A 25,613-nucleotide genomic window follows, 5' to 3' on the forward strand; every position below is an offset into this window, starting at 1 on the left:
GCGGAGCCAACCAGGAGAGCTTGCCTTGAGTCGTGAAACTGACAGTTCGTCCTCCGGGCCCAACGGGCGCGGCGGAGCCGCATACCCGTCGGGTACGCCGCCCTACGGAACCCCCACGGGTTCCGAGGGCGGTGCCGACGCGGGGCGTTCCGCTGGTGACCGGCCGGAGGAGCGCAAGACCGAGACCACGCTGACGACGCGGATCCGGATCAACATCCCTGGATCGCGGCCCATTCCGCCCGTCGTCGTGAGAACACCCGTCGGGGACGCGGAAACCTCCGACAGCGGTACGAACGGGGTGGCGTCGGCCGCCGCGGAGCCGGGACCGAGTGCTGCCTCGGGTGCGCCCAAGGCCTCGGACCCGGCCTCAATCCCCGCCCCCGCCCCTGCCCCGGCCTCGATCCCTGCCCCTTCCTCCGGACCCGCCGCTCCCGCGGAGGAGAAGGAGAAGACGAGCGACTGGTTCGCGCCACGCAAGTCCGGTGCCCCCAAGGGCGGTCCGGGCGGTGGCGGCACCAACGGGGCCGGGCTGCCCGGAGGTTCAGGCACGCCGGGCTCGGATACGCAGGGTGCTGGTGCTGGTGCTGGTGCGGGCGCGCCGAGCGGGCCCGCCGTTCCGGGGCCGCGTTCTGCTGGAGGGTCCGGTGGAGCGCCCCGGCCCGGTGGCGGCATCGGCGGTCCGCCCGGCGGTGCGAACGGCACGAGTGGCACCGGGCTGCCCGGCGCGGGCGGTACGAGTGCTGTGGCGCCCGGGCACGGCGGCGGCACCGGGTCCTTCGACGTGTCCAGCGCGCTGGCGGCGGGGCCGCTCGGTACCGGCACCGGAGGGTACCCCCCGAAGGCGAAGGGCGCGGGCGACGGCGGCGACTCGTCGCGACGCGATGACCTGCCCTATTTCTCCGACGGCTCCGAGAACGGCCGGGGCGGGCCCTCGGGCCCGACGGGCGGACCGGTCACCGGAGACGGGCCGCTCGCGCCGCCCGCCGGTGCCGGAGGTCCGGGCGGCCCGGGCGGCCCGGGGAGCCCCGACGGGTATGCGGGTCCCGCTCGTCCGGGAGGCCCTGCTCGTCCGGGGGGCCCGGGTGGGCCGGATGGTCCTGGTGGCCCCGGTGGCCCCGGTGGTCCTGGTGCGCCGGGTGGTCCCGGTGGCCCGGGCAGCCCTGGTGCTTCGGCCGGCGGCCCCGGTCGACCCGGCGGCGGACTGAGCGACGACACCGCGATCCTCACGCCGCAGAAGCCAGCCCCCGAACCACCCGGTTACAGCGGTGGCCCAGGTGACAACGTCTCCGGACACACCCTGACCAGCGGCATCCCCGTCGTACCGTCCCAGCAGAACTCGCCGTTCGGGCCGGGCGCGCTTTCCGACGGCCCGCTGCCGCACCAGCCCCCGAAGCTGCCCGAGCCCGTCTCGCCGGCCGCGCCCGCCGCGGCCAAGCCGAAGAAGAAGGGGCGCAGCAAGCTGGTGCTCCTGGGCGTCGGTGTGGTGGTCCTCGGCGGCGGGGTCTACGGCGCCGGGCTGCTGATGAACCACTCCGACGTGCCCAAGGGCACCACGGTGCTCGGCGTCGACATCGGCGGCGGCACTCGCGACGACGCCGTCAAGAAGCTCAACGACGCCTTCGGCGACCGTATGAACAAGGCGATCCAGTTGTCGGTCGACGGCGACACGGTCTCGCTCAAGCCCGATCAGGCGGGCCTCCAGTTCGACAGCCAGGCCACGGTCCGTGCCGCGGCGGGCGCCGACTACAACCCCGTGTCGGTGGTGGGCTCGCTGTTCGGCAACAAGCGCGTCATCGACCCGGTGATGCCCGTCGACGGGGAGAAGCTGCGGGCTGCGCTGGAGCGCGAGGCGGGCGGCACCGGCTCGGCGACCGAGGGAACGATCAAGTTCGAGTCGGGCAAGGCCGTCGCTGTGTACGGCAAGACGGGCAAGGGCATCGCCATAGCGAAGTCGACGGAGGCCGTCGAGGAGGCGTACCGCACGCAGGTGGAGACCGGGAAGCCCGCCCCCGTGAAGGTCCCCACCACCACGCGGCAGCCGACGATCTCGAAGGCCGAAGTCGACGCGATGATGAAGAAGTTCGCGGAGCCGGCGATGTCGGGCATCGTCACCGTCAGGGCCGGTACCGCGGAGATCCGCTTCAGCCCGGAGAACTCCCTCTGGAAGTTCCTTGGCGTGAAGGCCGTCGACGGCAAGCTCGTGGACACGTACGACCTCGAAGCGCTCAAGCAGCTCTACGGCACCACGTTCGAGGGCGTGACGATCACGCGGGGCACCGGCAGGAAGACCGCGGTCACGCCGCAGGACGTGGTCAACGCGCTGCGCCCCGCGCTCCTCGGCAAGTCGGCCTCCGAACGCACGGGTGTGATCGAGACGAACCCGAGCTAGACGGATTCGGCCAGATTCATTCCGATTCGGGCCGATTCGATCAGATGGTCCGCGTGTCGAGGGTGATCGGTCAGATCTCCACGACGAGCCTGGTCGTCGCCACGTCGGCCGGGCAGTCGTAGACCCCGGCGGCTGCCTTCACCGCGGTCGCCGGGTCCGTCCCCGGCCACAGGTGGGTCAGAAACAGCCGGGCGATGCCCGCCCGGGTGCCCATGGGTGACCAGGACGGCGTCGACCGCGTCGACCGCGTCGACCGCGTCGACGGTGACGTGGTGCTGCGGTCGGCAACCCATGGTGTGGGAACGTCAGTTGAGCATCGCGCGGGCCGCGCGGGCCTGTTGGTGTATGCGGTCCGCGGCCGGTTCATCGACGCCGGCCACGATCTCGGCGTACGCGTCGAGTTCGGCCGCGCCCAGCAGGAAATCGCCTCGCTGGACGAGGAGTTGCGCGCGGTCGTAGCGCAGGCGGGCGGGGTGGGACGGGAGGAGGAGGGAGAGCTCCACGGCCCACAGGGCGACGTCACCGCGTTCGGGGCGGGCGGCGGCCCACGCGCGGATGTTGTTGAGAATGCGCAGGACGACGTCGAGCGGGTCGGCGGGGGTGAGCATCGACGGGTCCAGGGGCGCGCCGGTGGCGCCCGCCACGAGCAGCTCCGCGTCGGGGCCGGTCAGCACGCGGCCGCCGTCGAAGGGGTCGGCGAGAACCTGCTGCTCCGGGGGACCGAAGCCCACGACGAAGTGTCCGGGCAGGGCGACCCCGTAGACCGGCGCCCCGGCCCGGCGTGCGACCTCCATCCACACCACCGACAGCAGGATGGGCAGCCCGCGCCGCCGCCGCAGCACCTCGTGCAGGAGCGAGGACTCCAGTCGCTGATAGTCCCCGGGCGTACCGCGGAACCCGCAACGCTCGCCGAGGTGCTCCGCCAGCGCCGTGGCCCAGGAGCGCGGCCCGCCCGGCTGGAACGGCAACTCCCCGGCCAGCCGGTCCAGCTCGATCTGAGCGGCATCCATCCCCGCCTCGTCCAGCGCCCCGTCTGCTTGGGCGCCGATCAGGAGGCACAACATGGACAAATCGGGCCGGTCGGCCCGCGCCTCCTCGCTGAAGCGCTGTCGCCACACGGCACTCTGCTCCGGCCCAGGAGGATGAGGGGGACCCATAACTGCCTCGTGCCCTTTCACGCCGATCGCTACCGCTGCGTGGCTCTTACGACCAGTTTCCCCGGCCATTCACTCTCCGGCGCGCCCGCCCCCAGCCGCAGCCCTGCGCCTCCGGCGCACTGGTGGTGATTGCCGTGGGGTGGGGATCGGGCCCGTTGCCGGGGCACGCGTCCCGCCGCGGCCATCGCCCCGTGCCTCCGGCGCGCCCGCTGTGGCTGCCGCGAGGCGGGGCCGGTTCGGTTGCTGTGGCGCGCACGTCTCGGCCACTGCCTGGGCCGCTGCCCTGTGCTTGTGGTGCGCCGGCCGTGGCCGCCCTGGGCCGGGACTGATTCGGTTGCCGGGGGCTGTGCCTGCCCCGGCCCTGTCCGGGCCGCTGCCCTGCGCCTCCGGCGCGTCGGCCGTAGCCGTCCCTGGGGCGGGACGGTTCCGTTGTCGGCCAAGTGCCGCTCCGTGCGGCTGCCGGTCGTACGCCCCGCCGGGGCGGAGGTCGGGAGCCGAGGCTGTCGTGGCCGCGGTCGCGCCTTCCGGTCCGGGGCCGGGTGGGCCGGGATGCCGCGGGTGCGGTCGCGGGGTCCGTCCGCGGGCCGTCTGCCGGTGTGCGTGGCGCGTGGCCCTCCTGCGGTCCGGGGTGCCCGTGGAGCGTCGGCGTTCGGTTCGGTCACCGAGTCGCGCGGCTGCTCTCGTCGTACGGCGGGATTCCGCCCTCCGCGGTGCCGCCGCCTCAGGCATCGGCTCGTCCGTCCGTACCTTCGCCACCAGCGCGGTAGTGGTGGTACGCGTGGTGGGCCGTGAAGCCCATGCGGGCGTACAGCGCACGCGCCGCAGCGTTGTCCGTCTCCACTTGCAGCCACGCCGCCGAGGCGCCCTCGGAGAGGGCCTGGCGGGCCAGGGCCGTCATGACCGTGCCGGCCAGACCTTGGCGGCGGAGGGACGGGTCGACCTCGACCGCGGCGAAGCCGGCCCAGCGGCCGTCGACCACACAGCGGCCGATCGCGGCGGGTATGCCCGGCTCGGCGCCGGGCACCGTGGCGAACCACACCGAAGGCCCGCTGCCCAGCACCTTCAGGGCCACGTCGCTCATCCCCTTGCGCTGGTAGCGGCCCAGCCACGCCTCGTCCGCCGTGCGGGAGAGGATCACGGGGCGATCCGGGTCCGGGAGGTCACCGACCGGGGCCAGCGCGCCGATCCACATCTCGGCGGTCACCTCACGTGTCCATCCCCGCTCCGCCAGCTCCGCGCACAGCAGCTCCTGCGTGCCCTCGGCCCCGGTCGCGGTCTGGACGTACGCGGGCAGATCCCGGGCCGCGTACCAGTCCCGCACGAAGGCCAGCGCCGCGTCGAGCGGCAGACCGGGGTCCCCGAGCGGCAGCACCGAGTTGGCCCGGCGGGTGAAACCGGCGGCGGCTCGCAGCTCCCAGTCGCCGAGGCGCGTGCGCTCCACCGGCTGCCACGCCCGAGCGGCGACCCGTGCCAGCTCCTCGTACGTCGCCGAAGGGCCACGCCGACGGGCCGGTGCGGACGGGACGACCTTGCCCGCGACGAGCGAGCTTTCCGGAATGCGGACGACCTCCCCGGAGCGCCGTGTGATCAGCAGCACATCGTCGTCCCATGATGTGAGAACACCAACCGTGTCGGTGAACTTCTCACCCTTCGGTGCGTGTTCGTCCAGCTGCCGTAGGGAGACGCGTTTGCCCACGTCAGCAGGGGTAATGCGGACCTCAAGCCGTATGCGCGCGGAGAATTCCACAGCTCAGTCCAACCCTCCTGTTCGGATCATGCCCAGGAACGGAGATACTAGGTGTGGGCATCGACGACGCCGCGCTCCCGCGCGCCAGGTGGCGGAGCCTGTGGACGGCTCGCCAGCGCCCTATCGAGGAGGAACGACAGCGTGACCTACGTCATCGCGCAGCCTTGTGTCGACGTCAAGGACAAGGCGTGCATCGAGGAGTGCCCGGTCGACTGCATCTACGAGGGCTCCCGGTCCTTGTACATCCACCCGGACGAATGCGTCGACTGTGGAGCCTGTGAGCCGGTCTGCCCGGTCGAGGCGATCTTCTACGAAGACGACACTCCGGAAGAGTGGAAGGACTATTACAAGGCGAACGTCGAGTTCTTCGACGAGCTCGGCTCGCCCGGTGGCGCCAGCAAGCTGGGACTGATCGAACGCGACCACCCCTTCATCGCAGCGCTGCCGCCGCAGAACCAGTAAGCGGCCCGCATCCGCGCGCCGCCTCGGTCCCGTACGGCCTGATCACCTCGATCGCGTCGCCGTACGGGACCGAGGCGTTTGCCCGAGCAGAAAGTGATCCCCGTGTCCGCAGTCTCCGACCGGCTTCCCACCTTTCCCTGGGACAAGCTGGAGCCCTTCAAGGCGACGGCCGCCGCTCACCCGGGTGGCATCGTCGACCTGTCCGTCGGCACTCCGGTCGACCCGGTGCCCGAGCTGATCCAGAAAGCTCTGGTGGCCGCGGCCGACTCGCCCGGCTATCCCACGGTGTGGGGCACGCCGGAGCTGCGGGACGCGCTCACGGGCTGGTGCGAGCGGAGGCTGGGCGCGCGGGGCGTCACCCATCGCAACGTCCTGCCGGTCGTCGGCTCGAAGGAGCTGGTGGCCTGGCTGCCGACCCAGCTGGGCCTCGGCCCCGGGGACAAGGTCGCCCATCCGCGCCTCGCCTACCCGACGTACGAGGTCGGCGCCCGTCTGGCACGCGCGGACCACGTCGCGTACGAGGATCCGACGGAGCTCGACCCGGCCGGCCTGAAGCTCTTGTGGCTCAACTCGCCCTCCAACCCCACGGGCCGTGTCCTGTCCCAGGACGAACTGACCCGGATCGTCGCGTGGGCGCGTGAGCACGGCATCCTCGTCTTCTCGGACGAGTGCTACATCGAGCTGGGCTGGGAGGCCGACCCGGTCTCCGTCCTGCACCCCGACGTGTGCGGCGGTTCGTACGAGGGGATCGTGTCGGTCCACTCGCTCTCGAAGCGGTCGAACCTCGCGGGTTACCGCGCCGCGTTCCTGGCCGGCGACGAGACCGTGCTCGGCGACCTCCTCCAGATCCGCAAGCACGGCGGCATGATGACGTCCGCGCCGACCCAGGCGGCGGTGGTCGCCGCGCTCGGTGACGACACCCACGTGCGCGAACAGCGCGAGCGCTACGCGGCCCGCCGCACGGCCCTGCGCGACGCCCTCCTGAAGCACGGTTTCCGCATCGAGCACAGCGAGGCGAGCCTGTACCTCTGGGCGAGCCGGGACGAGTCCTGCTGGGACACGGTGGGCCACCTGGCGGAGCTGGGGATCCTGGTCGCGCCGGGTGACTTCTACGGGCCGGCGGGCGAGAAGTTCGTACGCGTGGCGCTGACGGCGACGGACGAGCGGGTGCGGGCGGCTGTGGAGCGCCTGTAAGCGCCCGCACTGCCGTTTCGTACGCACGGCGAAGGGGTCCAGGTGCGCCACCTGGACCCCTTCGCCGTATGAGCGACGCAATACGACCCGAGCCGTACGAGCGGAGCGTCAGCCGACCGGCAGGTCCTGGACCGGCAGCTGCTTCGTGGGCAGGGTGCCGCCCTGGGGGAGGCCGTCGGTCGGCAGCTCCCCGCCTGTCGACTTCGTGGCGGCACCGACCGCGTCACCCGCGGACCCGGTGACATCCCCGGCGGCCTTCTTGACCTCCTTGCGGTCCACGTCGCCCAGGTCGCCCGCGCCCGCGTCGCCCGCGAGTCCGGTGACGTGCCGCGTGGCTCCGTCGGCGGTGGGGCCCGCGTTGTCCAGCGTGGTCACTCCGCCGAGGTCGGGGGTGGCCGGCAGTTCGGCCGCGCCGGCGGAGCCGGCCGCACCGACCACGGGCGCCGCTCCCGCTGCGACGAGCAGCGCGGCACGGGCGATCCGGCGGGTCAGGGGGAGGGACATGATGCTCCTTAGACGGGAGAGAACGGTGAAGTGTCCGACCACGACGGGGAGTTGACCGGCTGGCTGCTGATCGTTTCGGCGTCGGACGCAGTGACTACCGCTCGAAGTCCGCGAAGGTTGCGGTGGCCAAAAGTAAAGAGTTGGCAATGCGTCGCATTATCGGCTGCGGAGAAAACGGGCAAAACCGCCTGGCGACAACGCCTGCTGAATCCTTACGGCCCTTTGCCCCCAAGGGATTCGACGGAAAGGAGAGTGGCGGGGCGAAAACCCGTGCGCGCCGTGGACATGGCGCCCCGGTTGCTCCCTCCGGCGAGTGAGGGCTCGTACTGCTGCCCGGGTCTGTCGCCGGCTCTGTTGTCGGCCCGCTTTCCGGGCTGCTTTCCGAGCCGCTGTCCGTCCTACAGTCCGGCGACGATGCGGACGGCGCTCGTCGTGTTCCGGGAAGGTGAGCCGTCCTCGCGCCACTCGCTCCGGGTGTTCCCGGCCGTCCAGACCCGCCCCGCGTAGGCGACCTGCCGGATGTGCAGCGTGGAGGAGTTGGCCACGGCCCAGTGCGCCAGCGCCCAGCCGCGCTGCCGCTCCCCGCCCGCGGCCGTAGCCCCGCCGGAGACGGGGATGGTCACGGTGCGGGGGTTTCCGGCGCCGCTTCCGGCCGTGGACGGCGTGGGGGCGGCGGACGGCGTGGTGCTCCCCTCGCTGCCTGCCCCGTCATCGGGCCCCGCGCCTCGTTCCGTGCCGGCATATCGCTCCGCGCCCGCCTGCTGGAACACGCTCTGACCGAAGTCCCGTACGAGCGCGGCGCGCACCGCGTCGGGGCCGCCCGGCTGGACTCCCGGGCGCCCCTCACAGGTGAACGTGGCGGCAGCGCGCCCGGTCAGTGCCGCGGCCAGCAGCGTGGCGTCCGGCTCGTGCTTCGCGTACGCCTGCGGAAAACCGCTGCGCTGCACGCGCTGCGCGGCGACGGTGAGCGGCAGCCGCGAGTACCCCGGCACCTTGGCCAGGTGCTTGTAGAACTCGCCCGCCGCGTACGCCGGGTCCATGATCTGCTTCTCGGTGCCCCAGCCCTGCGACGGCCGCTGCTGGAACAGGCCGAGCGAGTCCCGGTCGCCGTGTCTGATGTTGCGCAGGCCGGACTCCTGGAGCGCCGTCGCGAGGGCGATCGTGACGGCTCGCTCGGGCATACCGCGATTGGCGCCGACCGCCGAGATCGTCGCGGCGTTCGCCGCCTGCTCCGCCGTGACCTCGTACGACGCTCCGTCGCCCTTGCCCGAGACGACCGTGCAGCGCGGTGCGCCCGTGCCCCCCGTGAGGTACTGCACCGCGAGGTACGCCGCGAGGGCCAGCAGCGTCGCGAGGGCCGCACCGAAACGGAAGAAGCGGCCGCGACGGACGGAAGTGGGGCGTTCAGGCACGCGTAACAAGGTATAGGAGCCAACTGAGGACCGAACGACACTGTGGACAATTAGTCAACAGGCGGCGAGATTCGATCCATGAGGCCACGAGTGAGGTGACCCGGCCCCGCGCGTTAGGGTCGACTTCATGACCGACGCCCCGCTTGACCTCACCCTGGACGCCGCACGGCTCACCGCGCAGATCGTCGACTTCCCCTCCGAGAGTGGCAGCGAGAAGCCCCTCGCGGACGCCGTCGAGACCGCGCTGCGCGCCCTGCCGCACCTGACGGTCGACCGGTACGGCAACAACGTCGTCGCCCGTACGAACCTGGGGCGGACCGAGCGCGTCCTCCTCGCCGGGCACATCGACACGGTGCCGATCGCGGAGAACGTACCGTCGCGTCTCGACGAGGACGGCGTGCTGTGGGGCTGCGGCACCTGCGACATGAAGTCGGGCGTCGCCGTACAGCTGCGCATCGCGGCCACCGTGCCCGAACCCAACCGGGACCTCACCTTCGTTTTTTACGACAACGAAGAGGTCGCGGCCCATTTGAACGGTCTGGGGCATGTTGCGGAGGCCCACCCGGACTGGCTGAAGGGCGACTTCGCGGTCCTGCTGGAACCCTCCGACGGGCAGGTCGAGGGCGGCTGCCAGGGGACGCTCCGGGTGCTGCTGAAGACGAAGGGCGAGCGTGCGCACTCCGCACGTGGCTGGATGGGCTCCAACGCCATCCACAAGGCCGCGCCCATCCTGGCGAGGCTGGCCTCGTACGAGCCGCGTCATCCGGTCATCGACGGGCTGGAGTACCGGGAAGGTCTCAACGCGGTCCGCGTCGAGGGCGGTGTGTCCGGCAACGTCATCCCGGACGAGTGTGTGGTGACCGTCAACTTCCGTTACGCGCCCGACCGCAGCGAGGAGGAGGCTCTGGCCCACGTCCATGAGGTCTTCGCGGACTGCGGGGTCGAGGAGTTCGTGGTCGACGACCACAGTGGCGCGGCGCTGCCCGGCCTGTCCCACCCTGCGGCCGCCGCGTTCATCGAGGCGTTCGGCGGCACCCCGCAGCCCAAGTTCGGCTGGACCGACGTCTCCCGCTTCAGCGCGCTCGGCGTCCCGGCCGTCAATTACGGTCCCGGCAACCCTCACTTGGCACACAAAAGGGATGAACGGGTCGAAACGGCAAAGATCCTGGCGGGTGAGGAGCGGCTGCGGGCCTGGCTGACGTCCTGATGCGGCCGGTGGCGGTCGATGCGGTCGATGTCCTCATCGCTGTCCCCCTGGGCGGTTCACGGCGGACATGCCCGCGTCCCCCCTCCGTAACCGGCGTAGATCTAGGCTGAGGTGGAACGACCTCCCCAAGCTTCCGGCTTTGCTCGAGCAGGGGGAGGCCCCTACGTGGAGGGAGCGCACATGGCTACCGGTAACCCCGAGGGCGGCAAGCGGCCACCGGAGGAGCAGCGGCTCGGCCCTGTACTGCGCAGGCGCGGCCAGGTACAGGCGAGTACGACGGACCAGCGTCTGCTGGACGAGCGCGCCCCCACGGACTGGGTGCACACCGACCCCTGGCGAGTGCTGCGCATCCAGTCGGAGTTCATCGAGGGCTTCGGCACGCTCGCCGAACTCCCGCCTGCCATCAGCGTGTTCGGTTCCGCCCGCACGCCGGTCGACTCGCCGGAGTACGAAGTCGGGGTCGCGCTGGGCCGCGGTCTCGTCGAGGCCGGCTTCGCCGTCATCACCGGTGGTGGGCCCGGCGTCATGGAGGCCGCCAACAGGGGTGCCTGCGAGGCCAAGGGCATCTCGGTCGGACTCGGTATCGAGCTGCCCTTCGAGCAGGGGCTCAACCAGTACGTCGACATCGGGCTGAACTTCCGGTACTTCTTTGTGCGCAAGATGATGTTCGTCAAGTACGCGCAGGGTTTCGTGGTCCTGCCGGGCGGCCTCGGCACACTGGACGAACTCTTCGAGGCGCTCACCCTCGTCCAGACCCAGAAGGTCACCCGCTTCCCCATCGTGCTCTTCGGTACGGAGTACTGGGGTGGCCTGGTCGACTGGCTCAAGAACACCCTCATCGCCCAGGGCAAGGCCTCGGAGCACGACCTTTTGCTGTTCCACCTGACGGACGACGTGGACGAGGCGGTGGCGCTGGTGTCCAAGGAGGCGGGGCGGTAATTCCCGTCCCTTCCCTGGGGGCTCCGCCCCGGCCCCCGGAAACGGGGTCCGGGTGCGGAGCCCCGGTGGGGTCGAAGGGGCGAAGCCCCTGGGGAAGGGACGGGTAGGGACGGGTAGGGGAGGCGGGGGCGAGCAAACCGCTACTACGCCAGCCCCCGCCGGGCGACCGCGGGCGGCCGGTGCCCCGCGATGGACGCCACCATGTCCAGTACCTGCCGCGTCTCCGCCACCTCGTGGACCCGGTACACCTGCGCTCCCAACCACGCGGAGACGGCCGTCGTCGCCAGGGTCCCCACGATCCGCTCCTTCACCGGCTTGTCCAGCGTCTCCCCGACAAAGTCCTTGTTGGACAGGGACACCAGCACAGGCCACCCCGTCCCGACCATCTCGCCCAGCCGACGCGTGGCCTCCAGACTGTGCCGCGTGTTCTTGCCGAAGTCGTGCCCGGGATCGATGAGGACGGACTCACGGGGCACCCCGAGTGACACGGCCCGCGAGGCGAGCCCGAGCGTCACGCGCAGGATGTCGGCCATCACGTCGTCGTAAGCGACCCGATGCGGACGGGTACGCGGCCGCGCACCTCCCGCATGCGTACACACCAGCCCGACCCCGTACCGCCCGGCGACCTCCGCGAGCTGCGGATCGACGCCGCCCCAGGCGTCGTTGAGCAGATCCGCCCCGGCCTCGCAGACCGCCTCGCCGACCTCATGCCGCCAGGTGTCGACGCTGATGATCACGTCGGGGAAGCAGCGCCGTACCTCGGCGACGAACCCCACCGTCCGCCGTGCCTCCTCCTCGGCCGTCACCTCCTCGCCGGGTCCGGCCTTGACCCCGCCGATGTCGATGATCGCCGCACCCTCCGACACCGCCTGCTCCACGCGCGCGAGCGCGGGCTCGTCGCGGAACGTGGCCCCCTGGTCGTAGAAGGAGTCCGGGGTCCGGTTCACGATGGCCATGATCACCGGCTCGTGCGCGTCGAACTCGCGCCTGCCCAGCCTGAGCATCCCCTGTGACCTCTCCGAGTAGTTCTCGCTGTTCGGCCGCCTGCGGCCCTGACTGTCAGAGTCGCATGGCACGATCGGAGCCTGACACTTTCCGCGCCGACGCGTCCGCGTCGGCAACAATCGCTGTCGGCAGCAGCCGACAACAGAGCGTGGGGACCTCAGCGATGTTCATGTTCTTGTTCCTGGTCGTCGCCCTCGTCGTGGTGGTCGGCGCGGTGACCCTGTCCGTGGTGGGCGGCGGGGAGAGCGGCGCCCTGCCCGAGGCCTCGCCCGAGCGCTTCCAGGATCCCCTGCCCGCGGACCGCCCGCTGCACCGCGGCGACGTGGAGATGCTCCGCTTCCCGGTGGCCGTCCGCGGCTACCGCATGGCGGATGTGGACGATGCCCTGGGCCGCCTCGGTGCCGAGATCGCCGAGCGGGACGCCCGGATCGCCGACCTGGAGACCGCGCTGGCCGGAGCCAGGGCGCCGGGGTCCCACTCCCTGGAGAAGCACACGGAGGACGACCAGCAGTGACCGACGCCCTGAAGGGACCCGACGGCGCCCTGCGCTGCCCTTGGGCCCTGTCGACCGAGGACTACGTGGCGTACCACGACCACGAGTGGGGCCGTCCGGTCCACGGCGACGACGCTCTGTACGAGCGGCTGTGCCTGGAGGCCTTCCAGTCCGGCCTGTCCTGGATAACGATTCTGCGCCGCCGCGAGGGCTTCCGCGCCGCCTTCGCCGACTTCAAGATCGCCGAAGTGGCGGCCTTCACGGACGAGGACAAGGAGCGGCTGCTCACCGACCCGGGCATCATCCGCAACCGCGCGAAGATCGAGGCGACGCTCGCCAACGCGCGCGTGCTCGCCGACTGGTCCCCCGGGGAGCTGGACGAGCTGATCTGGTCGTACGCACCGGATCGCGAGTCCCGACCGGTCCCGAAGACCCTCGCCGACGTCCCCGCGGTCACCGACGAGTCGACGGCCCTCGCCAAGACCCTCAAAAAGCGCGGTATCCGCTTCGTCGGCCCGACCACGGCGTACGCCCTGATGCAGGCGTGCGGCCTGGTCGACGACCACTTGGCGGACTGCGTGGCCAGAAGCGCCCCGTAACCGCCCGGCAGAGCGTCACCGCCCCAGATATTTCGGCTTCTCCTTGTTGACGAAAGCCTGCACAGCGATCGTGTGGTCCTCGGAGGACCCCGCCCGCGCCTGCAATTCGTCCTCCTTCTCCAGCGTCTCGTCCAGGGAGTGGGAGAGCGCGTAGGCAAGGGACTCCTTGAGCGCGGCATACGCCAGGGTCGGCCCCTCGGCCAGCGTGCGGGCCAGCTTCAGGGCCTCGGCCGCCAGGTCGGCGGAGGGCACGACGCGGTTGGCGATACCGAGGTCGTGCGCCTCCTGGGCGGTGATGCTGCGCGGGAAGAGCAGCAGGTCGGCGGCCCGGCCGGGACCGACGACGCGCGGCAGCGTCCAGGAGATGCCCGAGTCGGCGGTCAGCGCCACCCCCGCGAACGAGGTGTTGAAGGAGGCGGTGTCCGCGACGATCCGGTAGTCCGCGGCGAGAGCGAAGCCGAAGCCGGCCCCGGCCGCGACACCGTTGACCGCCGCCACGACCGGCTTCGCCGCCCCGGTCAGGGCCCGCAAGATCGGGTTGTAGTGCTCCCGCACCGTGCTCATGACGCCGCCCTGGTCCTGGGTGCCGCCCGATTCACGCGCCGCGAGCAGCCCGCCCACGTGCTCCTTGAGGTCCTGGCCCACGCAGAAGGCCCGGTCACCGGCGGCGGTGAGCAGTACCGCCCGTACGGAGTCGTCCGTCGCTGCCGCCTGCGCCGCGTCCCGGAAGGCGATCTTGGTCTCGGTGTTCAGCGCGTTCATCGCCTCGGGGCGGTTCAGCGTGATCGTCGCGAGTCCGTCGCTCACCTCGTAGAGCACGGTGTCGGCCATGGTGGGTCCCCTCCGTTGTCGCGGCTCCGTCATCGTCTGAGGACAGCATGGCGGAGATCATGAAGGACGGCAGGGTGCGGAGATGTGACCTGCGTCAAAGAATTCCTGCGCCCGAAAGTCCATGCGGTGGCGCAGTATCGCAGTCACATCGGCGAATTGAGTGGTTTTGCTCAAGCGCGTTGCGCAAGCGATGCCGACTGATGTTGGTCATCGGGTCCTGAGATGCGGGATAATGGCCTGGAAGCAATGTGTTCGATGCCGGTGACGCGTGTCCGACGAGAGGACGCGTGCCCATCAAGGGGCCGTCGGCGACGATGAGCTGGTTTCAGGAAGGGGAACGAGCATGGCGGCCATGAAGCCGCGGACGGGCGATGGCCCGCTCGAGGTGACCAAGGAGGGGCGGGGCATCGTCATGCGCGTTCCGCTCGAAGGCGGCGGTCGGCTCGTCGTCGAGCTGACCCCTGACGAGGCCGACGCGCTCGGCGACGCCCTCAAGAAGGTCGTCGGCTGAGCGGAAGCGACATACCTTTTAGCTGCCCCGGCACCGCGGTTTGCGGTGCCGGGGCAGCTTTTTCGGCTTGGGGCGTTTTCGGGGACGAAAACCTGGTTCGTCGCGTACCTGCCAACCGTTTTTCGGCTCGCTCGCCGGGCGGGGGCAACTCGATGCCCAAATCAGCGCTTGACCGCGCAGAGCAGGCCGTCGCCCACCGGCAGCAGTGAGGGCACCAGCTCCTGGTTCTCGCGGACCGCGCGCAGCAGCTCGCGCTGGCGCAGTACCTCCGTGGGCTGAGGGCCCGAGTCCACGGTCCGGCCGTTCGAGAAGACGCCCTCGAAACAGACGAGGCCGCCCGGACGCAGCAGGCGCAACGATTCAGCGAGATAGTCCAGATATTCCAGCCGGTCGCCGTCGCAGAAGACGAGGTCGTATCCGGCGTCCGCGAGCCGGGGCAGCACGTCCAGGGCGCGCCCCGGAATGAAGCGGGCGCGATTGCTGGCGAAGCCGGCGGTCCTGAAGGCCTGCCGGGCGAACTGCTGGCGCTCCGGCTCCGTGTCCACGGTGGTCAGTACGCCGTCGGGCCGCATACCGTGCAGCAGATGAATTCCGGAGACTCCGGTTCCGGTCCCGATCTCCGCCACCGCCTTGGCGCCCACGGTGGCGGCGAGCAACCGCAGCGCGGCGCCCGTGCCGGGCGACACCGAGCGCAGGCCGACCTCCTGGGCCCGGTCCCGGGCCCAGTGCAGCGCGTCGTCCTCGGCGACAAAGGCGTCGGCGAACGCCCAGCTCGTCTGCCGGTTGCCGGTAATGGCCCTCTCCTGTCCCCGTGGTTGCCTGGGCGTGACTGTATCCGTTGGTGTCGGGAACCCGCAGATGGGACCGGTCGTTTAGAGGGGTGCGGAACGACGCGGGGGGAAAGAGATGGATCAGGACGCCGAGCAAGTGCTGACGCAGCCCCAAAAGCGCGTATCAAATTCTCGTAAAACCGCTTATCCGGAGCTAACGGGCGAGGTGGCTATGGTAGGGGCTCCACTGGACACCACCAGAGCCGACAGGGGAGGTGCGGCTGCGCCTGTGGATCGAGGAGGGGTGCTGAGGCGCCTGCTCAGATCAGCGGGTGAGCCGAAATCCGTGAACAACATCGCTGACCGTTCCCGCACCGCTGACTCCGCTCAGACCGCGACCTTCACGTCCGAAGCGGACTCGCAGGCGTGGACTCCGCCCACCTGGGAGGAGATCGTCAGCATGCACAGCGGCCGGGTCTACCGGCTCGCCTACCGCCTGACCGGCAACCAGCACGACGCCGAGGACCTGACCCAGGAAGTCTTCGTCCGGGTCTTCCGCTCCCTGTCGACGTACACGCCGGGCACCTTCGAGGGCTGGCTGCACCGCATCACCACGAACCTCTTCCTGGACATGGTGCGCCGCAAGCAGCGCATCCGCTTCGACGCGCTCGGCGACGACGCGGCCGAGCGACTGCCCAGCCGAGAGCCATCCCCGCAGCAGGTCTTCAACGACACCCACTTCGACGCCGACGTCCAGCAGGCGCTCGACACGCTCGCGCCGGAGTTCCGCGCCGCGGTCGTCCTCTGTGACATCGAAGGGCTTTCGTACGAGGAGATCGCCGCGACCCTGGGCGTCAAGCTCGGCACGGTCCGCAGCCGGATCCACCGTGGCCGTTCGCAGCTGCGCAAGGCCCTCGCCCACCGGTCGCCCGAGGCCCGCGCCGAGCGGCGCGGCTTCGCGATCACCGGAGTGCCCGCTCTGGGAGGAGGGGGCGCGACCGCGTGAGTGGATCACGTCCTACGCCTGCAGAGCAGCACCTGGGAGACCGACTCTCCGCCCTGGTGGACGGAGAGCTCGGTCATGAGACGCGCGAGCGCGTCCTGGCCCACCTCGCCACCTGTGCGAAGTGCAAGGCCGAGGCCGACGAACAGCGACGTCTGAAGAACGTGTTCGCGGAGGCGGCCCCACCGCCTCCCTCGGAGAGTTTCCTGGCCCGCCTTCAGGGGCTGCCGGGGGGAAGTGACGGGGACGGGGGCGGCTCTCGGCTGGGCGGAGGGGGTTTCGGATCGTCCGGCCTCTTCGGAGTGAAGCCGGAACCGTTCGAGTACGTGCCGTCGGGCCCCCACGCCTCCATGCTGCCGTCGGAGCAGCACGGATTCCGTATCCATGACATCAGCAGACGTGAGGCCGACCGGTCGGCCTCACGCGGGCTGCGCTTCGCGTTCGTCGCGGCCGGGGCGGTGTCGCTCGCCGCGATCGCCCTCGGCGGCGTGACGACCGGCGTGCCCGCTGACACCACGGATGCGCGCGGCGGCCCCTCGGGCTCGGGCAGCAACGTAACGCCCATGCGCACCCAGGGCACGGGCGGTGCGATGGCACCCGAGTCGCAGCGCCGCCGTGGCACGGGGCCGCTGCTCGCGCAGGGGCAGCGCTCCTTCAGTGCGGACCTGGGCGCGCCGACCGAGGTGTCCGCGCCGCTGCTGCCCGGCGTGCCCCAGCCGGTCGATGAGGGCACGCGATCCCTGCCGGAGCTCACCACACCCGTGGTGGCCGGCGCCGCCGCGATGTCCCCGCTCATACGGCCACTCAGCACGCCCCCGCCGGTCACGCTGACCTCGTGGTCGACGGCGTCGGAGTTCGCGACGTCCGGGCTGCCTGCCGTGCCGGTGCCCGACTCGTCGGCCTCAGCTGCGCCTCCCTCCTCGCGCTGACCCCGTCGTCTGCGCGGCGGCCCGTGAACCTGGTTGAATCCAGGGATGGGCCGCGCCCGCTGGAGGGAACCGGGGCGCGGAGTCGACAATCCGCGGCGACCGGCTACGGGCCTGCCGCGGGCCAGGTGTGGGGAGAGCATGGACGAGGGGAAGCCCACGAAGCCGAAGTGGTGGAGCCGGCCCAGGGCGCATTCCGCTGCCGCGGTGGAGCGGGATGAGGTCGGCCCCGCCGCGGACGAGATGGCGCCGGTCGACGGCGCCCCGGCCCCGGCTCCGGCCGGGTACGCGGCGGACGCCGCGAGCGGGCTTCGCGGGAGCGACACCGACGGAGACTTCGAGCTGGAGCGACCCGCGGGCGCCGCGCCTGTTCGGGCCGGATCCGACGGTGGTTCGCACGGTTCGGTGTCAGGGGGTTCGGTGTCGGGCGGTTCCGTTTCGGACGAGGTGCGCGGTGGCGCGAGCCCGTCCAGTGAGCGCGGCTCACGTGAGCCGGCGTCCGGTGAGCCCGCGTCCGCTGGGCGGCCCAAGCCCCTGCACGACCCCGACCCCTACAGCACGCCGCCGTACGGTGAGCCCGGTCCCTGGGCGCCCGCGCCCCCGGTGCAGCATCCGGGGACAACTCCCGCGAACGGTACGGCCGTTCCGGCGGGGACACCGGCGCACGGTACCGCCATGCCCGGGGCGACCGCTGACCGCGCGGTGCCTGGGCAGGCCGCAACTCCGCCGCCGAACAGCCCGGTAGGGGTCGCGGCCCCGATCCATGGAAACGCCGGCCCTGCCCAGGGCACCCCCAGCCCCGCCTACGGCACGCACATACCCTCGCCCACCGCCCCGGTCCCCCCGCCGGCGCAGGGGCTGCCCGGTCCTCACACGAGCCACCAGCACGGCCACGCACAAGATCCCCAGACCCAGGGCGCTCAGCCTCAAGGCCCCTGGCAGCACTACGACCCCTGGGCCGCCGCCCCCCTCCAGCAGAACGGGGCAGCGGTCGAAAGCACGGGCGGGCGGCGTAAGCGAGTCAAGCGGATGCTGGTCCTCGGGGCCGTACTCATCGCGTTGGTGTCCGGAGGCGTGGGAGGCGCCGTGGGGGCGTATCTGGAGCGGAACGGCGGGATCGACGACGTCCAGCTGCCGCAGGCCGGGGCGGAGGCCGAGGGGCGGGCGCCGGACAGCGTGGCAGGGATCGCGGCCAGCGCGCTGCCCAGCGTGGTGACCCTGCATGTGCGCGGGGCGGAGGCGCAGGGCACCGGAACCGGGTTCGTGCTCGACGAACGGGGACACATCCTCACCAACCACCACGTGGTGGAGCCCGCCGGATCGAACGGCGAGATCACCGTGACCTTCAGCGGCGGCGAGACCGCCAAGGGCAAGGTCGTCGGGAGCGACACCGGCTACGACCTCGCCGTGGTGAAGGTGACCGGCGTCAGCGGCCTCAAGCCGCTGCCGCTGGGCAACTCCGACAACGTCCAGGTCGGCGACCCCGTCGTGGCCATCGGCGCGCCCTTCGATCTCGAGAACACCGTGACCTCCGGGATCATCAGCGCGAAGGAGCGGCCCATCACCGCGGGCGGGGAGTCGGGCGGCGGCAGCGATGTCTCGTACGTCGACGCGCTGCAGACCGATGCCCCGATAAACCCGGGCAACTCGGGCGGACCCCTCGTCGACACCAAGGCCCGTGTCATCGGCATCAACAGCGCCATCCGCTCCGCCGACAGCGGCTCCGACCTGGAAGGCAGCCAGGCGGGTTCGATCGGCCTGGGCTTCGCCATCCCCATCAACCAGGGCAAGCGCGTGGCCGAGGAGCTGATCAACACCGGTAAGGCCACGCATCCGGTGATCGGCGTCACGCTCGACATGGACTACGCGGGTGACGGCGCCCGCGTCGGCGCCAAGGGCAAGGACGGCGGCCCGGCGGTCACTCAAGGCGGCCCGGGCGACAAGGCCGGCCTCGAGGCGGGAGACGTCGTCACCGAGGTCGACGGCCAGCGCGTCCACTCCGGTGAGGAGCTCATCGTCAAGACCCGCGCCCACCGTCCCGGCGACCGCCTGGAGCTGACGCTGGAGCGCGACGGCAAGGAGCGGAAGGTCACCCTCGTCCTCGGCTCCGCCGACGGCGGCTGACGGGGCGATTGACAGAAACTTCACAGGGAGCGGGCCGAAGTACCGTCCCACTAGGCAAACATCCCGGAAAACCCGGCGTGTACACGCGGCCGGAGGTCCCGGGACAGTACCGGACAGACAGGAACGGCGGGTACCGTGGACCCGGCCCGGACCACGGACAAACCCGCCGCGGGCCGAGGACATCGCGAGGAGCTGCAAGGTGTTCAATGACATAGGACCGCTTGAGCTGGTGACGCTCGTTGTCCTTGCCGTGCTCGTCTTCGGCCCGGAGAAGCTCCCGAAGATGATCCAGGATGTTTCGCGGACCATTCGCAAGATCCGTGATTTCTCGGAGAGCGCCAAGCAGGACATCCGCCAGGAACTCGGTCCCGAGTTCAAGGACTTCGAGTTCGAGGACCTGAACCCCAAGACGTTCATCCGCAAGCAGCTGGACAACGAGGACCTGGGGCTCAAGGAGATCCGCAACGGCTTCGACCTGAAGAAGGAGATGGCCGAGGTCACGGACGCCGTGCACGCCCGCGAGTCCGACGCGTCGTCATCCTCGTCGTCCTCCTCCTCGTCGGGCTCGGGCACCGTCGACATGACGAAGAAGCGCGAGAAGCTCGAATCGGCCGAGCGTCCCCCGTTCGACGCGGACGCCACCTGAGGCGCAAGCCTTGCGCCGCCTGCGTTTCCGCCTGTTCACGGCGGTCCGAATCAGACGCGTACGCGCCCCACGATCCGACCGGTTTCGCTGCCTGCTCTTAAGCTGTGGCTATCCTGCCTAGTTGTTGTCCGGACCGGAAGGACGCCCGAGGGGGGCGGGCCGCTTCGGTCCGACGAGAGCGAGGAGGCGGCCGGGCAGATGGAGACGACAAGTCGGGTAGGCGCGGAGGCGTCGGACGCGGAGGACGGACAACAGGTCCCCTCCGACCGGCGTACGGTCGACGGCTACCTACTGGCGCCCTTCCCGTGGTACGGCCTCGACGAGGCCTTCACGGGGCCGCGCTGGCTGATGCAGGTCGGCACTGCGGCTGATGGTGCTGTCGAGCACGGCTCGATCGGGCACGGCGACGAGCCGTCCATACGCAGCGAGGGGACATCCGGGTCGGCGAAGGACGCCAAGGAGCGGTTCGCGGTGGTGGTCACCGTCGCGGCCAACCCCGTCCGGCGCAGCGCCGACGGCACGGGGCTCCTGGAGGCCACCTCGGTCTCCTCCGCGGCCTGGCTCGCGGGCGTGGGCCTGCTGTCCGTCACGTGGCCCGGCCAGATGGACCACACCCTGCGGGACGACTGGGTGGATCAGCAGACCGAGGCGGCGTGGGTCCTCGCGGACGACCTCACCGGCTCCGACTGGTCGACGCTGGCCCTGCCCGTGGACGGGGTGCCCAGCACCTTCCACTACCGCGAGTCCGAGTTCGGCTGGGTCCTCGCGGGCTCCACCCAGCAGGGCGTCCACCTGGGCGCGTACGGGCGGGGGATGAGTGCGTACGGGCTTGGCTTCGCCTTGATCAAGGACATCGGAGCGTACGCCTAGCCGGCGAGGTTATGCGGAAGGGGGCGCCGTCTTTGGACGGCGCCCCCTTCCCCGTGCGGGATCGGATGACTGCGGGTTCGTCGTGGCTGGGCGCGCAGTTCCCCGCGCCCCGGAGAGGGGCGCCCCGGCGCCGTACGGAGAAGCCTTAGAACTTGTTCCTCGGGGTGATCCCCAGGGACATGCCCGAGAGACCGCGCTGGCGGCCGCCCAGCTTGCCTGCGATGGCTCGGAGGGCCGCACCCGCAGGGGAGTCGGGATCGGTGAGGACGACCGGCTTGCCCTCGTCGCCGCCCTCGCGGAGGCGGACGTCGATCGGGATGGCGCCGAGGACCGGCACCGTGGCGCCGGTCGTGCGTGTGAGGCCGTCCGCGACGCTCTGGCCGCCGCCGGTGCCGAACACGTCGACCATCTCGTCGCAGTGCGGGCAGGGGAGACCGGACATGTTCTCGACGACGCCGACGATCTTCTGGTGGGTCTGGACGGCGATGGCGCCCGCCCGCTCCGCGACCTCCGCGGCGGCCTGCTGAGGGGTCGTCACCACCAGGATCTCCGCGTTCGGGATCAGCTGAGCGACCGAGATCGCGATATCGCCCGTGCCCGGGGGCAGGTCGAGCAGCAGGACGTCCAGGTCGCCCCAGTAGACATCCGCGAGGAACTGCTGGAGTGCGCGGTGGAGCATCGGGCCGCGCCAGACGACCGGTGCGTTGCCCGGGGTGAACATGCCGATCGAGATGACCTTCACGCCGTTCGCGGACGGCGGCATGATCATGTTCTCGACCTGGGTCGGACGACCGTCGGCGCCCAGCATGCGCGGCACGGAGTGGCCGTAGATGTCCGCGTCGACCACACCCACCTTCAGACCGTCCGCCGCCATCGCCGCCGCGATGTTGACCGTCACGGACGACTTGCCGACGCCCCCCTTGCCGGAGGCGACCGCGTAGACGCGGGTGAGTGAGCCCGGCTGAGCGAACGGAACCTCACGCTCGGCCTGGCCGCCGCGCAGCGCGGCCGTCAGCTCACGGCGCTGCTCGTCGCTCATCACATCCAGCGTGACGTCGACCCGCGTGACACCGTCGACCGCCGAGACCGCCTTCGTCACGTTCTCCGTGATGGTCTCGCGCATGGGGCAGCCGGAGACGGTCAGATACACGGTGACCGCGACCGCACCGTCCGCACCGATCTCCACCGATTTGACCATCCCCAGCTCAGTGATGGGTCGCTGGATCTCGGGGTCGTTCACCGTCGCCAGTGCTTCGCGCACCGCGTCTTCCGTAGCCATACCGACGATGGTACGTCGCTTCCAACCACCCCCGGAAAGCCCTGTCAGCGGTCGCTTACATCACGTCCCCGCGGGTGTTCCGCCGGGAATACGCCCCGTCCGTCCGGCAGCTGCTCCTCCAGCTCCCTCATCAGGTCGTGGAGCTCCGAGCGGATCCAGTCGCGGGTGGCGACCTCACCGAGGCCGGTGCGCAGCGCGGCGATCTCGCGGGTCAGATACTCGGTGTCCGCGATCGACCGCTCGTTCTGCTTGCGGTCCTGTTCGAGGTTGACCCGGTCGCGGTCGGCCTGCCGGTTCTGTGCGAGGAGGATCAGCGGGGCGGCGTACGAGGCCTGGAGCGAGAGCATCAGGGTCAGGAAGATGAACGGGAACTCGTCGAAACGCAGGTTGCTGGGCGCCGTGACGTTCCAGAGCACCCACAGGATGATGACGGCCGTCATCCAGACGATGAACCGCCCGGTGCCCAGGAGCCGTGCGATCCGCTCCGACAGCCGTCCGAAGGCCTCCGGGTCCCATTCGGGCACGAACCGGCGGCGTCGCGGCAGCGGTTGGTCGAGCCGGATGCGTGGCCGCGTGGCCGCGCCCACGGGGACCCGCTCGCGGGGCTCGCGCTCAGGAGCCATGGGCGGTCCCCTCAGCGGTCTCGGTCCCCTCGGCCGCCTCCTCGTCCAGGTGGAACTCCGTCTCGCGCCAGTCGTCGGGCAGCATGTGGTCGAGTACGTCGTCCACGGTGACCGCCCCGAGCAGCGAGCCGCTCTCGTCGACGACGGGCGCCGCCACCATGTCGTACGTCGCGAAGAAGCCGACCACCACGGGCAGCGTGGCCTCCGGGGCCAGCGGCTGGAGATCGTCGTCGAGGAGCGAGCCGACGAGCGTGTACGGCGGGTCGCGCAGGAGCCGCTGGAAGTGGACCGTGCCGAGGTACTTGCCGGTCGGCGTCTCGTCGGGCGGACGGCACACGTACACCTGGGCGGCGAGGGCGGGGGAGAGGTCGGCGTTGCGGACCCGGGCCAGCGCGTCGGCGACCGACGCGTCCGGCCGCAGCACGATCGGCTCGGTGGTCATCAGACCGCCGGCCGTCCGCTCCTCGTACGCCATCAGCCGCCGTACGTCCGCCGCCTCGTCCGGGCGCATCAGCTGCAGCAGCCGCTCCTTGTCGGCCTCCGGCAGCTCGGCCAGCAGGTCGGCGGCGTCGTCGGGGTCCATCGCCTCCAGGACGTCCGCGGCGCGCTCCTCCTTGAGCTTGCCGAGGATCTCGATCTGGTCGTCCTCGGGCAGCTCTTCGAGGACGTCGGCGAGCCGGTCGTCGTCGAGGGCCGCGGCCACCTCCGAGCGCCGCTTGGGCGAGAGGTGGTGCAGCACGTTCGCGAGGTCGGCCGGGCGCAGCTGCTCGAAAGTGGCTAGCAGGCTCTCCGCGCCCTGCCCTTGTTCGTCGAGCGAGAAGCCGGTGACGGCGGACCACTCCACGGTCAGCGTCTCGCCCCTGCTGCGCCGGAAGGCCCCGCCCCTTCCCTTCCGTACGAAGACCCGGTCGATCCCCCAGTCCCGGCGGGCCGGCAGCTGCTGGATCGACACATCGAGGACCGTGACCTCCTCGCCGCTCTCCACGAGCCGTACGCGCCGGTCCAGTAGCTCGCCGAGCACGAGCCGTTCGGTGGGCCGCTGCTCGAAGCGCCGCACGTTCAGGACGCCCGTCGTGATGACCTGGCCCGACTCGATGCCGGTCACGCGGGTCATCGGCAGAAAGACGCGGCGGCGGGTGGACAGCTCGACGACCAGCCCGAGCAGTCGGGGCGGGCGGTTGCCGACGCGCAGCATGGCGACCAGATCGCGCACGCGGCCCACCGGGTCGCCGTTCGGGTCGAAGACGGCGGTGCCGGAGAGGTGCGAGACGAAGATCCGGGGGGTGCCTGCGGCCATGCTCGCACCTCCTTTTCGTACTGCGGGTGCGCACTGCTTCGTACGGCGTTGGGGGTACTGCGTCGCTCGGCGAGTACGTACTGCCTGGATGTCCCAATTGTCCGCTCGGATGGGCTTCAGGCTAGCCCGTCCCGGTCGGATACGCCCTGGTGAGCGGTCCGGAAGGACTGGCTCCAACGGGCGTGGGCGGCACCGGTACGCTGCGGTACACCGCTGAGGACCCCGTACGAGAGGCGGCCCCACCTGTGACTGCGATTCCCTCTGGTCGTACCCCTAGGGCGGCGCTGGTGAGCGCGATGTGTGCCCTGATCGTGACGGGTACAGGACTGACGGGCTGCGGTGGCGAGGACCCGAATGCGGGCACGAACGGCGTCGGCAAGCTCTCCGCCGACGAGATCCAGGCCAGGACGGCCAAGGCGGCCAGGGCCGCGGACGCGGTGCGTCTCTCCGGCTCGGTGGTGAGCAACGGACGTACGTACAAGCTCGACATGCGGCTGAAGTCCAACGGAGGTACCGGTTCGGTCACCTCCAAGAACATGAACCTCCGGCTGCTGCGGGTCGGCGAGCATCTGTTCCTGAAGGCCGACAAGGCGTTCTGGGACCACGAGGAGGGCAAGGGCGGCGCCGGCCACGCGGACACGGAGGCCGCCGACAAGCTCGGCGGCATGTACGTGAAGGTCCCGAAGGGCGACCCCGCCTACCAGCGCTTCAGCGGCTTCACGGACAAGAACGTACTCCTCGAGGGCCTCCTCACCCTCCACGGCACCCTTGCCACGGACGGCCACCACGAGCAGTCCGGCATCCGTACGATCCGCATCACCGGCGGCAAGGGCTCCGGCGGCACACTCGACGTCTCTCTGGAGGGCAGGCCCTACCCGCTCCGACTGGCCCGGGCCGGCGGCGCCGGGACGCTCCGCCTGACCGAGTGGGGCAAGGACTTCGCCCTGGAGGAGCCGGAGAAGAACGAGGTAGTCGACTACGGGAAGCAACTGCCGACGTCGTAGTCCTCCGACGTCGGAGGACTACGACGTCGTGGTCGTCCGATGGCGTACCGGACAGGTCCTAGCGGCGCTTGCGGCGGAACAGCAGCCGGTGAAGCCCCGCGGGGATGGGGTGCCGCGTCGTCGCGGGCGTCGGCAGCGGCGGGGCCGCGAGCGAGCCGTCGGGCAGCTCGGCCCGGTCCCCCGTCGGTTCCAGGCGGAGCACCCGGCACTCCCGCGCCCACCGCCCGGGCATGGCCTCACCGTCGGGCGCGTTCAGGCGCTTGCCCTTCAGTTCGGCGACCGTGGCGTCCCACTCGGGGGAGCCGGGGGCCAGTTCCGTGACCTTCGCCGACCAGGAGACGAGCCGCCCGCCCTTGTCCTTGCTGCGTACGGTGACCACCGCGTCGCCGCCGTCGACCAGCCCGGGCAGCGGCTGCTCGCCGGGCCCGTCGCCGACCAGGCACACCGCGCCGTCGTGCCACACGTGCCACAGGGCGCGCGTCGGCACACCGCGCTCCTCGGTGTGGGGCGCCGATACGCCGTCGCCCCGCACCCAGATGAGCCCGGACTTCTTGGTGGCCTCCTCGACGAGGGCCTGTTCGAGCAGCTGATCGGTCATGGGACCAGCCTAGCCCGGGGCTC

At 71.1% G+C, this 25,613-nt stretch carries 26 protein-coding genes; 14 read left to right on the forward strand and 12 right to left on the reverse strand.

Going from position 1 to position 25,613, the window contains the following annotated elements:
• The first annotated feature begins 25 nt into the window (after nucleotides 1-25).
• Complete coding sequence (locus tag FE633_RS34730; protein ID WP_138049157.1) at nucleotides 26-2,389, forward strand: hypothetical protein; 2,364 nt, start codon at nucleotides 26-28, stop codon at nucleotides 2,387-2,389.
• A gap of 70 nt (nucleotides 2,390-2,459) precedes the next feature.
• Here FE633_RS34730 and FE633_RS47495 read toward each other — a convergent pair whose 3' ends face one another.
• The 3 genes from FE633_RS47495 to FE633_RS34740 all read right to left on the reverse strand — a co-directional run bounded on the left by FE633_RS47495 (nucleotide 2,460) and on the right by FE633_RS34740 (nucleotide 5,293).
• Entirely contained in the window at nucleotides 2,460-2,603 is a 144-nt protein-coding gene (locus tag FE633_RS47495) for a hypothetical protein (RefSeq protein WP_171060237.1), read from the reverse strand.
• A 91-nt stretch (nucleotides 2,604-2,694) separates the two neighbouring features.
• Entirely contained in the window at nucleotides 2,695-3,546 is an 852-nt protein-coding gene (locus FE633_RS34735) for a SirB1 family protein (RefSeq protein ID WP_138049158.1), read from the reverse strand.
• Nucleotides 3,547-4,267: 721 nt separating this feature from the next.
• On the reverse strand, nucleotides 4,268-5,293 hold the full coding sequence (locus FE633_RS34740) for a GNAT family N-acetyltransferase (RefSeq protein ID WP_138049159.1): 1,026 nt from the start codon (nucleotides 5,291-5,293) through the stop codon (nucleotides 4,268-4,270).
• 141 nt (nucleotides 5,294-5,434) lie between these two features.
• Between FE633_RS34740 and fdxA the strand changes: the two genes are divergently transcribed.
• Entirely contained in the window at nucleotides 5,435-5,755 is a 321-nt protein-coding gene (gene fdxA / locus FE633_RS34745) for a ferredoxin (RefSeq protein WP_018089397.1), read from the forward strand.
• Between the two features lie 102 nt (nucleotides 5,756-5,857).
• Nucleotides 5,858-6,949 carry a bifunctional succinyldiaminopimelate transaminase/glutamate-prephenate aminotransferase gene (locus FE633_RS34750; RefSeq protein WP_119101026.1) on the forward strand — a complete coding sequence of 364 codons (1,092 nt, stop codon included), beginning with the start codon at nucleotides 5,858-5,860 and terminating at the stop codon, nucleotides 6,947-6,949.
• A 108-nt stretch (nucleotides 6,950-7,057) separates the two neighbouring features.
• Here FE633_RS34750 and FE633_RS34755 read toward each other — a convergent pair whose 3' ends face one another.
• Both FE633_RS34755 and FE633_RS34760 read right to left on the reverse strand, forming a co-directional pair.
• Nucleotides 7,058-7,453: an ATP-binding protein gene (locus FE633_RS34755; RefSeq protein ID WP_138049160.1), complete on the reverse strand. Its 396-nt coding sequence runs from the start codon at nucleotides 7,451-7,453 to the stop codon at nucleotides 7,058-7,060.
• 398 nt (nucleotides 7,454-7,851) lie between these two features.
• A complete protein-coding gene (locus tag FE633_RS34760; protein WP_171060238.1) occupies nucleotides 7,852-8,865 on the reverse strand; it encodes a VldE C-terminal domain-containing protein in 1,014 nt (337 codons plus the stop codon).
• 127 nt (nucleotides 8,866-8,992) lie between these two features.
• Between FE633_RS34760 and dapE the strand changes: the two genes are divergently transcribed.
• The gene (gene dapE / locus FE633_RS34765; protein WP_138049161.1) at nucleotides 8,993-10,072 is read left to right on the forward strand and encodes a succinyl-diaminopimelate desuccinylase; all 1,080 of its coding nucleotides are present in this window, start codon (nucleotides 8,993-8,995) and stop codon (nucleotides 10,070-10,072) included.
• A 180-nt stretch (nucleotides 10,073-10,252) separates the two neighbouring features.
• Nucleotides 10,253-11,011: an LOG family protein gene (locus tag FE633_RS34770; RefSeq protein ID WP_138049162.1), complete on the forward strand. Its 759-nt coding sequence runs from the start codon at nucleotides 10,253-10,255 to the stop codon at nucleotides 11,009-11,011.
• Nucleotides 11,012-11,154: 143 nt separating this feature from the next.
• On the opposite strand, the gene folP is transcribed toward FE633_RS34770, so the two are convergent.
• The gene (gene folP / locus FE633_RS34775) at nucleotides 11,155-12,015 is read right to left on the reverse strand and encodes a dihydropteroate synthase (protein WP_138049186.1); all 861 of its coding nucleotides are present in this window, start codon (nucleotides 12,013-12,015) and stop codon (nucleotides 11,155-11,157) included.
• Nucleotides 12,016-12,179: 164 nt separating this feature from the next.
• On the opposite strand from folP, the gene FE633_RS34780 reads away from it, so the two are divergent.
• Entirely contained in the window at nucleotides 12,180-12,530 is a 351-nt protein-coding gene (locus FE633_RS34780; protein WP_138049163.1) for a DivIVA domain-containing protein, read from the forward strand.
• Nucleotides 12,527-13,108: a DNA-3-methyladenine glycosylase I gene (locus FE633_RS34785; protein ID WP_138049164.1), complete on the forward strand. Its 582-nt coding sequence runs from the start codon at nucleotides 12,527-12,529 to the stop codon at nucleotides 13,106-13,108. The genes FE633_RS34780 and FE633_RS34785 overlap by 4 nt, the downstream gene beginning before the upstream one ends.
• A 15-nt stretch (nucleotides 13,109-13,123) precedes the next feature.
• Here FE633_RS34785 and chcB read toward each other — a convergent pair whose 3' ends face one another.
• Nucleotides 13,124-13,939, reverse strand: coding sequence for a 2-cyclohexenylcarbonyl CoA isomerase (gene chcB, locus FE633_RS34790; protein ID WP_138049165.1), 816 nt, complete (start codon nucleotides 13,937-13,939; stop codon nucleotides 13,124-13,126).
• Between the two features lie 343 nt (nucleotides 13,940-14,282).
• Between chcB and FE633_RS34795 the strand changes: the two genes are divergently transcribed.
• Nucleotides 14,283-14,450 (forward strand): DUF3117 domain-containing protein, encoded by a 168-nt coding sequence (locus FE633_RS34795; RefSeq protein WP_003966491.1) that lies wholly within the window; start codon nucleotides 14,283-14,285, stop codon nucleotides 14,448-14,450.
• A 161-nt stretch (nucleotides 14,451-14,611) separates the two neighbouring features.
• On the opposite strand, the gene FE633_RS34800 is transcribed toward FE633_RS34795, so the two are convergent.
• Nucleotides 14,612-15,310: an O-methyltransferase gene (locus FE633_RS34800; RefSeq protein ID WP_138049166.1), complete on the reverse strand. Its 699-nt coding sequence runs from the start codon at nucleotides 15,308-15,310 to the stop codon at nucleotides 14,612-14,614.
• 214 nt (nucleotides 15,311-15,524) lie between these two features.
• Here FE633_RS34800 and sigE point away from each other — a divergent pair, with 214 nt between their 5' ends.
• From sigE to FE633_RS34825, 5 genes are all read left to right on the forward strand, one after another.
• Entirely contained in the window at nucleotides 15,525-16,226 is a 702-nt protein-coding gene (gene sigE / locus FE633_RS34805) for an RNA polymerase sigma factor SigE (protein WP_119106193.1), read from the forward strand.
• On the forward strand, nucleotides 16,223-17,152 hold the full coding sequence (locus FE633_RS34810; RefSeq protein ID WP_138049167.1) for an anti-sigma factor family protein: 930 nt from the start codon (nucleotides 16,223-16,225) through the stop codon (nucleotides 17,150-17,152). The genes sigE and FE633_RS34810 overlap by 4 nt, the downstream gene beginning before the upstream one ends.
• A gap of 138 nt (nucleotides 17,153-17,290) precedes the next feature.
• Nucleotides 17,291-19,273, forward strand: a complete 1,983-nt coding sequence (locus FE633_RS34815; protein WP_138049168.1) for a S1C family serine protease — start codon at nucleotides 17,291-17,293, stop codon at nucleotides 19,271-19,273.
• A gap of 199 nt (nucleotides 19,274-19,472) precedes the next feature.
• Nucleotides 19,473-19,919 (forward strand): sec-independent translocase, encoded by a 447-nt coding sequence (locus FE633_RS34820; protein WP_138049169.1) that lies wholly within the window; start codon nucleotides 19,473-19,475, stop codon nucleotides 19,917-19,919.
• A 198-nt stretch (nucleotides 19,920-20,117) separates the two neighbouring features.
• Nucleotides 20,118-20,789 (forward strand): hypothetical protein, encoded by a 672-nt coding sequence (locus FE633_RS34825; RefSeq protein WP_171060240.1) that lies wholly within the window; start codon nucleotides 20,118-20,120, stop codon nucleotides 20,787-20,789.
• A gap of 145 nt (nucleotides 20,790-20,934) precedes the next feature.
• Here the strand turns inward: FE633_RS34825 and FE633_RS34830 are convergent, their stop codons facing one another.
• Genes FE633_RS34830 through FE633_RS34840 form a run of 3 tightly spaced genes read right to left on the reverse strand, consistent with a single transcriptional unit; the run spans nucleotide 20,935 to nucleotide 23,988 of the window.
• Nucleotides 20,935-22,068 carry an Mrp/NBP35 family ATP-binding protein gene (locus FE633_RS34830; protein ID WP_138049171.1) on the reverse strand — a complete coding sequence of 378 codons (1,134 nt, stop codon included), beginning with the start codon at nucleotides 22,066-22,068 and terminating at the stop codon, nucleotides 20,935-20,937.
• A gap of 44 nt (nucleotides 22,069-22,112) precedes the next feature.
• A complete protein-coding gene (locus FE633_RS34835) occupies nucleotides 22,113-22,691 on the reverse strand; it encodes a DUF1003 domain-containing protein (RefSeq protein ID WP_138049172.1) in 579 nt (192 codons plus the stop codon).
• Complete coding sequence (locus FE633_RS34840) at nucleotides 22,681-23,988, reverse strand: magnesium transporter MgtE N-terminal domain-containing protein (protein WP_138049173.1); 1,308 nt, start codon at nucleotides 23,986-23,988, stop codon at nucleotides 22,681-22,683. The genes FE633_RS34835 and FE633_RS34840 overlap by 11 nt, the downstream gene beginning before the upstream one ends.
• A 245-nt stretch (nucleotides 23,989-24,233) precedes the next feature.
• Between FE633_RS34840 and FE633_RS34845 the strand changes: the two genes are divergently transcribed.
• Nucleotides 24,234-24,992, forward strand: a complete 759-nt coding sequence (locus FE633_RS34845; RefSeq protein WP_138049174.1) for a hypothetical protein — start codon at nucleotides 24,234-24,236, stop codon at nucleotides 24,990-24,992.
• A 58-nt stretch (nucleotides 24,993-25,050) separates the two neighbouring features.
• Here the strand turns inward: FE633_RS34845 and FE633_RS34850 are convergent, their stop codons facing one another.
• Nucleotides 25,051-25,590 (reverse strand): hypothetical protein, encoded by a 540-nt coding sequence (locus FE633_RS34850; protein WP_138049175.1) that lies wholly within the window; start codon nucleotides 25,588-25,590, stop codon nucleotides 25,051-25,053.
• Between the last annotated feature and the right edge of the window lie 23 nt (nucleotides 25,591-25,613).

The sequence above is a fragment of the Streptomyces montanus genome, assembly GCF_005786655.1.
In the GTDB taxonomy this organism is placed as follows: domain Bacteria; phylum Actinomycetota; class Actinomycetes; order Streptomycetales; family Streptomycetaceae; genus Streptomyces; species Streptomyces sporangiiformans.